This window comes from Clostridium sp. MT-14 (assembly GCF_042436595.1).
In the GTDB taxonomy this organism is placed as follows: Bacteria; Bacillota; Clostridia; order Clostridiales; family Clostridiaceae; genus Clostridium_B; species Clostridium_B aromativorans.
Map to the genome: position 1 here is coordinate 1 of NZ_JBHMIY010000059.1, position 8,875 is coordinate 8,875.

Here is an 8,875-nt window from a genome sequence, read left to right on the forward strand (position 1 = left end):
AATCCACCTTATTCCAAAAAGTGCCGACACATTCATAAAAACTAAATCCCATAATCCGATTTTGTTTTTCATTTTTTGTCCTCCTTTAGTACAGTAAATAATAATTTAATAATCTGAAAATTACAATACAATATTACCATACTTTTTTCGATATGTACATATATTTTTTAATTATATAGTAATTTTTTTATATATACTGTAATAAACTAAATTATACTACTTTAAAACTTCTGATACTACGGATGCTTATTATTTGAAAATAATTTTCTATTATGATATTATAATTGAAGTAAAATAATGTGATTATTTAAGATTATAAAATTTCTAAATACACTACAATGGAGGAAAACAATGATTGGTGAAATAGCTAAAAAAATTCGTAATTTAAGAAAGAAAAATAATTTTACTTTAAAAGATCTAAGTCAAAAAACTGGTCTTTCAGTGAGTTTTTTGTCCCAAATAGAAAACGGTTCTTCCTCTCTTGCAATTACTTCTCTAAAAAAAATTGCAGATGCCCTTAATGTCAATATAAGTTACTTTTTTAAAGCTCCTGAAACTCATAATTTTCTAGTTAAAATAAATGAACAAAAATTATTTAAAATGGAAGGTTCCAATTCAGAATTTATAAGAATAAGCGGTAACTTTTCCTCAAGAAGCCTTGAATCCATGCTGGTAATAATACCTCCCGAGCAGCCCCATGGAAGCAGATTCAATCATCCGGGTGAAGAATTTGTATATGTACTGGAGGGCGGCCTTATCGTAACTTTAGATGGTAAAGAATATTTCGTAGAAGCAGGTAATTGTATACAGTATCCTTCAACTATAATACATTCATGGAGAAATCCTATGAAGCAGGCCACAAAACTGATTTGCGTAATAACTCCATTAATTTTCTAAAATATCAGTTCTTTATTTTAAGTATAAAAAAGCACTCACCAATAAAAGTAAGTGCTTTTTATAACTGTGAATCATCTTTACGACTTTTTTCATTTCTCCCTTTTACTAATCCCCGTATAAATATTGTTGTAATCACTATTCCTAAAACTATAATTAATCCCTTCATTACAAATATCCTCCTCATTAATAAAATTATAACATATTTTTTTTAAAAGGGGATCTTTATTCAATTCACAATACACAATTGATAGCAAATAGAAATTAAAGTTTACGCATATATTGACATCCATATGTAAAAGATGTACAATAGAATAATATGAGGAGGTGATAAAATGGAAAATAAGAAATCTATACTGATAACACCTGATGTTATGGAAGAATGTCTATGTGAATCTCTGGATATAATTGAAAAAAATACTCAGTCACATAAGAAAAATAAAAAGCATTTAAAGTAAAGAATTATAATTTTCAATTCTCATCAGTCATTATGTGATATCCGTGATATTGTTACTTTCCCATCAGTAATTCTCTTTTAAAAGCTCCCAATAAGAATAGCCTATAAATTTTCCACTGTTTTTCCTATATTTCATAGGAAATAAAGAGTGGTATTTTATAGGATCTTACATAAGACTTCATTTTCCCCTATACATATTCTACTTATATAAATTATTCTATTCGTATAATTATTTTTCGCCATAAATTCAAGAAATCTTGATTTAATTAAACTGCTATTACAGTTTCAACTCCATAAATCTTGCATCTTTAAACGGATTATAGGTATAAGCTGGAATATCATAAAACCCTGAGGATAAATACAGGTGCTGTGCACTTTTCATAGTTACAAGTGTATCGAGTCTTATGTATTTATAATTCATATCTTTAGCTTTTTCAATTGCTATATCTATAAGTTTTCTTCCTATACCCATCCCTCTGTAATTATCACGAACATAAAATCTTTTCATTTCGCAAATATCCCCCAATATTTTTCTAAGAGCTACACATCCTGCGCTTTTCCCATCTACCGAGGCCAGTATAATTATGCCATCTGGTGAACTATATTTTCCAGGTAACGTATTCACTTCTGTCTGAAATCCCTGAAAATCAAGATCTATGTTCAAGGAACCTGCATAATCTAAAAACAATTTTTTTACTTCCTCTAAATCCAATTTGTCTTCTGCCATTTTAAATTTAATTTCATGATTTTTCTCTTTAAAAATATTCATGTTGGTAGCCCCTTTAATTCTATAAAAATTCATGAAGCCAACTTTATAATTTCACCAGTTAGGGGAATGAAATTAAAAAAGTCAGCCTCGTTCTAATATAATATAAGATAAATACCCTGTAGTTAACAAAACTTATATAAGATATTATAGCACATAATATGCTGATATGTTTAAATTGATCATAAATAATTTTGGAGATTTAGAGCAATTAATGAAATTAAAAATGCTAAATATTCATAACATTTTCTTTTGTAATGTCAATTAATTCAGCATCAGTATGGATTTCTATAAAATCTATAATATTTTCCATTATATAATCAGTATGTGATGAATTTCCGCATATTCCCACAATGCCTATAACTATTATCTGGTGTATATCCCTGTCGTCTATTTCCGATACCGATACATTAAACTTATTTTTTAACTTTTGGACTATGCTTCTTACGATCATTCTCTTTTCCTTCAGTGAATGTACCCAGGATGCTCTTAATTTAACTCTCATAAATAAAATTTTCAATATTTATCACCATCTTTTTTTAATGTTGTATTATAAATTATAATACAACATCTATCATCTGCAAAAATATATATAACATTAAATTTAATCAATTTTTAATGTCAACGATATATAATACAATTATATTATATATATGGAGGAGATTTCTTATGCCATTATTGGAATTTAAAAATGTATCATACATGAGCAATGGCAAGTACATATTAAAAAATTTATCTTTAAAAATCAATCAAAAAGACTTTATATCTGTAGTTGGTCCATCAGGCAGCGGCAAAAGCACCTTCTTTAGGCTGTGCTCTCAACTTATAAGCCCAACTGATGGAAATATACTTTATAAGGACATACCCTACACTGAATATAACCCCATAGAATGGAGGAGACAAATATCTTACTGCTTTCAAACTCCCTCTCTTTTCGGGAACACTGTCATGGATAATTTAAATTTTCCATTTTTCATACGAAATAAAAAAGTGGATTTATCGACAATAAAGAAACTTCTGAATGATTTTAAAATGAGTTGCGAGTATTTACCAAGAACTATAGATAATCTTTCAGGTGGAGAAAAGCAGAGAATTGCACTAATAAGAACTTTAATCTTTAATCCTGAAATTCTTCTCCTAGATGAGATAACATCTGCACTTGATGAAAAAAACACTCTAATCGTGGAAAACGTAATCAGATCTTTAAATAACAGCGGAACCACTATTTTATGGATAACACACAATTCAGAACAGAGTAAAAAATATGCAAATAAGATTTTATCAATTGAAAGTGGAAAATTTAAATCTTTGGAGGTTATAAAATGACTGGAGCTGCAGATATAAGTATTTATTCTATTTTATTTTCCCTACTGCTCGTGCTGATCTCTCTTATTTTTTCATATTCACAAAAATTGAATCTCGAAAAGGATATAATTATAAGCGTGGCAAGGGCTGTAATACAATTGATTATTGTAGGATACTTGTTGAATTATATATTTGGATTAAAAAATGCATTTTTCACTACATTTTTACTGATATTTATGATTATAAATGCTGCATACAATGCATCCAAAAGAGGAAGCAAAATTAAAAATGTTTTCTTTATATCTTTTATATCAATAATTCTTGGAACATCAATCACCCTGGCAATTCTTGTGTTTTTGAGAATTATAAGATATGAACCTTATCAGGTAATACCCATCGGCGGGATGATCATCAGCAACTCAATGATAAGCCTGGGATTGAGTTTTAAACAGATGAAATTAAACTTCAAAGATAAAAGGGCTGAAGTTGAAGCAAAATTATCACTAGGAGCAGACATCTACCAATCATCCATAAATATAATAAAAGACTCCATTAAAGTTGGAATGATGCCTACTATCGATTCAGCCAAGACTCTGGGAATAGTGGCACTACCCGGTATGATGACCGGGCTTATTCTGGCAGGTACTTCACCTATAAATGCCGTCAAATATCAGATAATAGTCACCTTTATGCTGCTTTCCGCAACTTCCATATCTTCTTTTACAGCTTGTTATTTAAGCTATAAGAAATTTTTTAATGACAGGAAGCAATTAATCCAAGAAAAATAATAATAGATTTTTCTTGGATTAACACTTTACAGCTTATAGTTTAATTTCTTTATTTTCAATTCTTTTAGTTAAATCTTTAATTTTTTCTTCAATGGCCTTAGCTGTTTTAATAAATTCCTCGTCGCTTTTTCCTGTAGGATCTTCAAGTCCCCAGTCCTCTTCATATTTGGATGGCAAAAATGGGCATGCAACATTACAGCCCATTTTTACCACTATATCAATTTGGGGTAAATCATCAATCAGCTTTACATGTTGAATTTGATTTATATCGACATTGTATAATTTTTTAATTGTTCTAACTGCATCTTTATTTATTCCGGATTTAATCTCTGTTCCAGCTGAATATGAATCAAATACCTCACTTCCATATAATCTTCCTATTGCCTCAGCTATCTGTGATCTACATGAATTATGGACACATATAAAAGCAACTTTTGGTTTCATCTTTTTCCTCCTATATTAAATTTTTATATTATGAGTTATATTCTGATCTTTTAAACACTATTAAATCACTGTCCAATTTAGATGGTTTTCCCAATGTTTTATAAGAATTTTGTAAAGTTCCCACTAACTCCCATCCGTCTTTTCCATAGTTATTTAACAATTCTTCTATACTTAAATTTTCTTGTGAACTTAAAAAATGGTCAACCGTAAATACTTTATATTTCCATTCCATATTAACAATACCCCCTTAAAAAATTTCTATCTATTTAATGCAAAATACTTTTTTCCCCAGTGCAATGCTACATTTACAAGCCCTATCATTACAGGAACTTCAATCAATGGCCCTATTACTGCTGTAAAAGCTTCCTTAGATTCTATACCAAATACAGCAACTGCCACAGCTATAGCAAGTTCAAAATTATTACTTGCAGCTGTAAATGAAAGTGTAGCTGTCTTTTTATAGTCTATACCCGATTTGTAACTTATAAAAAATGAAACTGAAAACATAACTGCAAAGTAGATTACAAGTGGTATGGCAATTCTAATTACATCCAAAGGCAATTCTATAATATACTTTCCTTTAAAAGTAAACATTACAACAATAGTAAATAATAATGCTATCAGAGCCAGTGGACTTATTTTAGGAATAAATTTTTTTGTATACCATTCTGTACCCATTTTAGGTTCCAACAGCAATCTGGTTAGCATCCCAAGTGCAAAAGGAATACCAAGGTAAACTACAACGGAAGAAGCTATTTTCCCCATTGAAATATCTACACTATAACCGGTAAGTCCAAACCAGGTCGGAACTACAGTTATAAATATATAGGCATATATTGAATAAAATATAACCTGGAATATGGAGTTGAACGCTACAAGTGCAGCTGCATATTCCGTATCTCCATCTGCAAGGCTGTTCCATATGATGACCATTGCAATACACCTGGCAAGTCCAATAAGTATAAGGCCTGTCATATATGCAGGATAAGCATGTAAGAATATCACTGCAAGTGCAAACATCAATATAGGTCCTATTACCCAGTTTTGAATAAGTGACAGGGATAATACCTTGGGATTTCTAAATACCTTGCCAAGTTCTTTATAGTTCACTTTGGCAAGTGGAGGGTACATCATTACAATAAGTCCTATAGCTATAGGTATGGATGTAGTTCCAACAGACAAACTGGATAGTCCTCTTGATATACCTGGCACTCCCCACCCAAGCAAGATTCCTATAAACATAGCAAGAAATATCCAAAGCGTTAAATAACGATCAAGTAATGACAATTTAGATGATTTACTTTTCATATACATTCCTCCTGTTTTCTTTAACCTAACAACTCAAATAATTTTTCATCTTTAATTTCTTCTGCTTTCCATTTTATCAATGCAAAATTTCCCTTGGAAATTTTGTTGACTTTGTTTATCCATGGTATTTCACTGCTTGCTTTAGCCTTGAGTACACTATTTGTAGTATCAGCTGCATACATGCTGGAATTTACAATCCACCACTTACTTGCAATTCCCGCACGTTCTAGATCCGCTTCAAGACGTATGGATTCGTAGACCGGAGTATCCTCGGCCAAAGTTACAATAATGACTTCTGTATCATTGGCATTTTTGAGTTCAGGTAAAAGATCCTTGACAGATTGAGGTATATCGCCCTCCGAACGCATAATTTCTCTATTATAGCTTTCCGTAGAGTCCAGTAATAACAGAGTATGACCTGTAGGTGCTGTATCTATTACTACGACCTCATCTTTAGACTTTTCCACTATTTCTGCAAAAGCCCTGAATACAGCTATTTCCTGTGTACATGGGGATCTTAAATCCTCTTCAATATACGCCATGTCGCTTTCATTCATAGTTTTTCTGGCATTATTTAATACTTCTGTTTTATATTTTTCAAGTTCTTCTTTTTCATCAATATGACTTAATGTAATGCCATAATTTTTGTCTAGGACAAATTTTAAATGTGCTGCTGGATCAGTAGTAGTTAAATGAACCTTTTTACCCTTTTTAGAAAGTCCCAGGGCAATGGCAGCTGCAACTGTTGTTTTACCTACTCCACCTTTTCCCATAGTAAATATTACTTTTTTGTCATTATTGTATAGATCATCAACTATATCTTTCAGCTTATTTATCTTATTTATTTTATTTACATTCAGTTCTGTAACCTTATATTCACTATTATCTTTCTTTAAAAATGCTCTTATATTTTTAATTCCCGTTACATTATATGGCCTAAGTGGTATTTCATAAGTTTCAATAGATTTTATACTTTCAGGCATATCATTTAAGGCATTTTCCTGCTTTAAATAAATTGCATTTGAAATATTATCATCGTGGACTTCAAGTACGCCATTTATAATCAATATCTGATTATCTATACCTATGTCTCTTAATTCCCTAGATGCTCTTTCTGCTTCTTTAAGAGGTGTAATTTCGGGTCTTGATACAAGAACAAGAGTAGTTTTTGCTTTATCTGATAGAGTTTCAACTGCATTTTTATATAATGATTTTTTATCTTCAAGCCCGGATAACTGCCCTAAACATGAAGCTCCATGAGTGCTTTCTCCTATAAAATTGCTCCAGGCCGAAGGAAGTTGAAGCATCCTCAGTGTATGCCCCGTAGGAGCTGTATCAAAAATTATATGATCAAATTTTTCTTCAATTTTTTCATCAGTAATGAAAGTTGAAAATTCATTGAAAGCAGCTATTTCCACAGTACAAGAACCTGAAAGCTGTTCTTCCATATTTTTAACAGCTGCTTCTGGAAGCTTATCTTTATATGGAGCTATTACACTTTCTCTATATTCTGCAGCCGCCTTTTCAGGATCGAGGTTTGCTACTATCAAATTTGGTACCTCTTTAATTTCAACTCCCTTATTATCGAGATCCATGCCAAACACATCCTGCAAATTGGAAGCCGGATCTGTACTGATAAGCATGATTTTCTTTCCCTGATCTGCAAGGGCAACAGCAGTGGCGCAAGCAGCAGAAGTCTTGCCTACGCCGCCTTTACCTGTAAAAAACAAATATTTAGTTAAATGTATACTGTCAGGATTAAACTTTTTAAACATCAACAGCACCCTCCTCCACAATCACAACCTTTGGATTTTATCTTAAGTCCGGTTTTTAAATAATCTTCTGATATACCCAGTAATTCGCAAAATTCCTTATTTGTTGGATATGCTTTTGTCTTTACTATTGCACCCTCTACCATAGTTACTGGAAGTATTTCTGTACCTTCTTTATTCAATATCTCATTAATTGTTTTATTGTCTACAAATATCTGAGGATTGCTGGTCAAATTATACCTTTCAACCAATATACCTTTTTTTTGAAGCGTATTAATAACAGTAGAAACTCTTAGCAACTCCGGATCTATGGAAGGTCCACATACTCCTGTAGAACAACACATTGCCGGATCAAAAATTATCATTTTTTTCATATAAATCTCTCCTTATAATATAAATTTATTCTTCATTGCCAGTTTCACATTCACTACCACCATGTCCTTTGCAGATACAATCCTCAGTGTCTGTTATAATATTCATCAAGAACAGCAATAGCTTATTTGCATTAGTATTATCCAAGGAATAGTGACTCCAGACTCCTTCTTTTCTACACTTAACAAGTTTACAGTCCATAAGCACTTTCATATGGTGTGATAGAGTAGGCTGTGTAAAATCAAAATGTTCCAGTAAATCACAGGCACATTTTTCACCGCAGGAAAGTATGTCAATAATTTTTAACCTGTTTTGATCTGACAATGCCCTGAATATTTTTGCGTTTGGTTCATAATCCAAATTCATAAAGTCACCTCCTTATATAGATAATTATCTATATATAATATAGACTATTATCTATATTATGTCAATATAATTATTATAATAAATAAAAGCAATAGACTATTATATATATAATAGTCTATGTTAGGATATTTTATTCGTTCTTAATTTATATAAATATCAAGTTAATTTTTACTATATGCATCTAATTTATTCCAACTGATTTACTTCTGTGTTCCATCAAAACCACATCATGCCATGCAGGTAATCCGATCTGAAATCCAGCTTTACCTGTATTGATACTCTCCAACTGTTTTTCTGTCATCTTTTCAATTTTACAATTCATTTTTAAGCCTCCACTAATTTACACTACACAATGCTTATTGTGAACTACCACCACTTATAGAAGTGGATGGCTTCTTAGTCA

The 8,875-nt window shown here is 31.2% G+C and carries 13 protein-coding genes; 4 read left to right on the top strand and 9 right to left on the bottom strand.

From position 1 onward, the window contains the following. The first annotated feature begins 351 nt into the window (after positions 1-351). Complete coding sequence (locus tag ACFHWD_RS19995; protein WP_150356684.1) at positions 352-897, top strand: helix-turn-helix domain-containing protein; 546 nt, start codon at positions 352-354, stop codon at positions 895-897. Positions 898-1,229: 332 nt separating this feature from the next. Continuing rightward, a complete protein-coding gene (locus ACFHWD_RS20000) occupies positions 1,230-1,352 on the top strand; it encodes a hypothetical protein (RefSeq protein WP_268253864.1) in 123 nt (40 codons plus the stop codon). 276 nt (positions 1,353-1,628) lie between these two features. Here ACFHWD_RS20000 and ACFHWD_RS20005 read toward each other — a convergent pair whose 3' ends face one another. Both ACFHWD_RS20005 and ACFHWD_RS20010 read right to left on the bottom strand, forming a co-directional pair. Further along, complete coding sequence (locus tag ACFHWD_RS20005) at positions 1,629-2,120, bottom strand: GNAT family N-acetyltransferase (protein WP_150356683.1); 492 nt, start codon at positions 2,118-2,120, stop codon at positions 1,629-1,631. A 226-nt stretch (positions 2,121-2,346) separates the two neighbouring features. Continuing rightward, entirely contained in the window at positions 2,347-2,637 is a 291-nt protein-coding gene (locus tag ACFHWD_RS20010; RefSeq protein WP_150356682.1) for a DUF503 domain-containing protein, read from the bottom strand. Positions 2,638-2,786: 149 nt separating this feature from the next. On the opposite strand from ACFHWD_RS20010, the gene ACFHWD_RS20015 reads away from it, so the two are divergent. Next, the gene (locus tag ACFHWD_RS20015) at positions 2,787-3,443 is read left to right on the top strand and encodes an ATP-binding cassette domain-containing protein (protein WP_150356681.1); all 657 of its coding nucleotides are present in this window, start codon (positions 2,787-2,789) and stop codon (positions 3,441-3,443) included. After that, complete coding sequence (locus ACFHWD_RS20020) at positions 3,440-4,210, top strand: ABC transporter permease (RefSeq protein ID WP_150356680.1); 771 nt, start codon at positions 3,440-3,442, stop codon at positions 4,208-4,210. Before ACFHWD_RS20015 ends, ACFHWD_RS20020 begins: the two co-directional genes overlap by 4 nt. 33 nt (positions 4,211-4,243) lie before the next feature. Here ACFHWD_RS20020 and ACFHWD_RS20025 read toward each other — a convergent pair whose 3' ends face one another. From ACFHWD_RS20025 to ACFHWD_RS20055, 7 genes are all read right to left on the bottom strand, one after another. Then, positions 4,244-4,654, bottom strand: coding sequence for an arsenate reductase ArsC (locus tag ACFHWD_RS20025; RefSeq protein WP_378062896.1), 411 nt, complete (start codon positions 4,652-4,654; stop codon positions 4,244-4,246). A 28-nt stretch (positions 4,655-4,682) separates the two neighbouring features. Then, entirely contained in the window at positions 4,683-4,886 is a 204-nt protein-coding gene (locus ACFHWD_RS20030) for a DUF4177 domain-containing protein (protein ID WP_229981581.1), read from the bottom strand. Positions 4,887-4,912: 26 nt separating this feature from the next. Continuing rightward, complete coding sequence (gene arsB / locus ACFHWD_RS20035; protein ID WP_378062897.1) at positions 4,913-5,962, bottom strand: ACR3 family arsenite efflux transporter; 1,050 nt, start codon at positions 5,960-5,962, stop codon at positions 4,913-4,915. 20 nt (positions 5,963-5,982) lie between these two features. Further along, entirely contained in the window at positions 5,983-7,737 is a 1,755-nt protein-coding gene (arsA, locus tag ACFHWD_RS20040) for an arsenical pump-driving ATPase (RefSeq protein WP_378062898.1), read from the bottom strand. After that, entirely contained in the window at positions 7,737-8,108 is a 372-nt protein-coding gene (arsD, locus tag ACFHWD_RS20045) for an arsenite efflux transporter metallochaperone ArsD (protein WP_229981578.1), read from the bottom strand. The genes arsA and arsD overlap by 1 nt, the downstream gene beginning before the upstream one ends. A 25-nt stretch (positions 8,109-8,133) precedes the next feature. Next, complete coding sequence (locus ACFHWD_RS20050; protein ID WP_326839084.1) at positions 8,134-8,472, bottom strand: metalloregulator ArsR/SmtB family transcription factor; 339 nt, start codon at positions 8,470-8,472, stop codon at positions 8,134-8,136. 181 nt (positions 8,473-8,653) lie between these two features. Further along, entirely contained in the window at positions 8,654-8,794 is a 141-nt protein-coding gene (locus ACFHWD_RS20055; RefSeq protein ID WP_229981577.1) for a hypothetical protein, read from the bottom strand. Positions 8,795-8,875 lie beyond the last annotated feature (81 nt).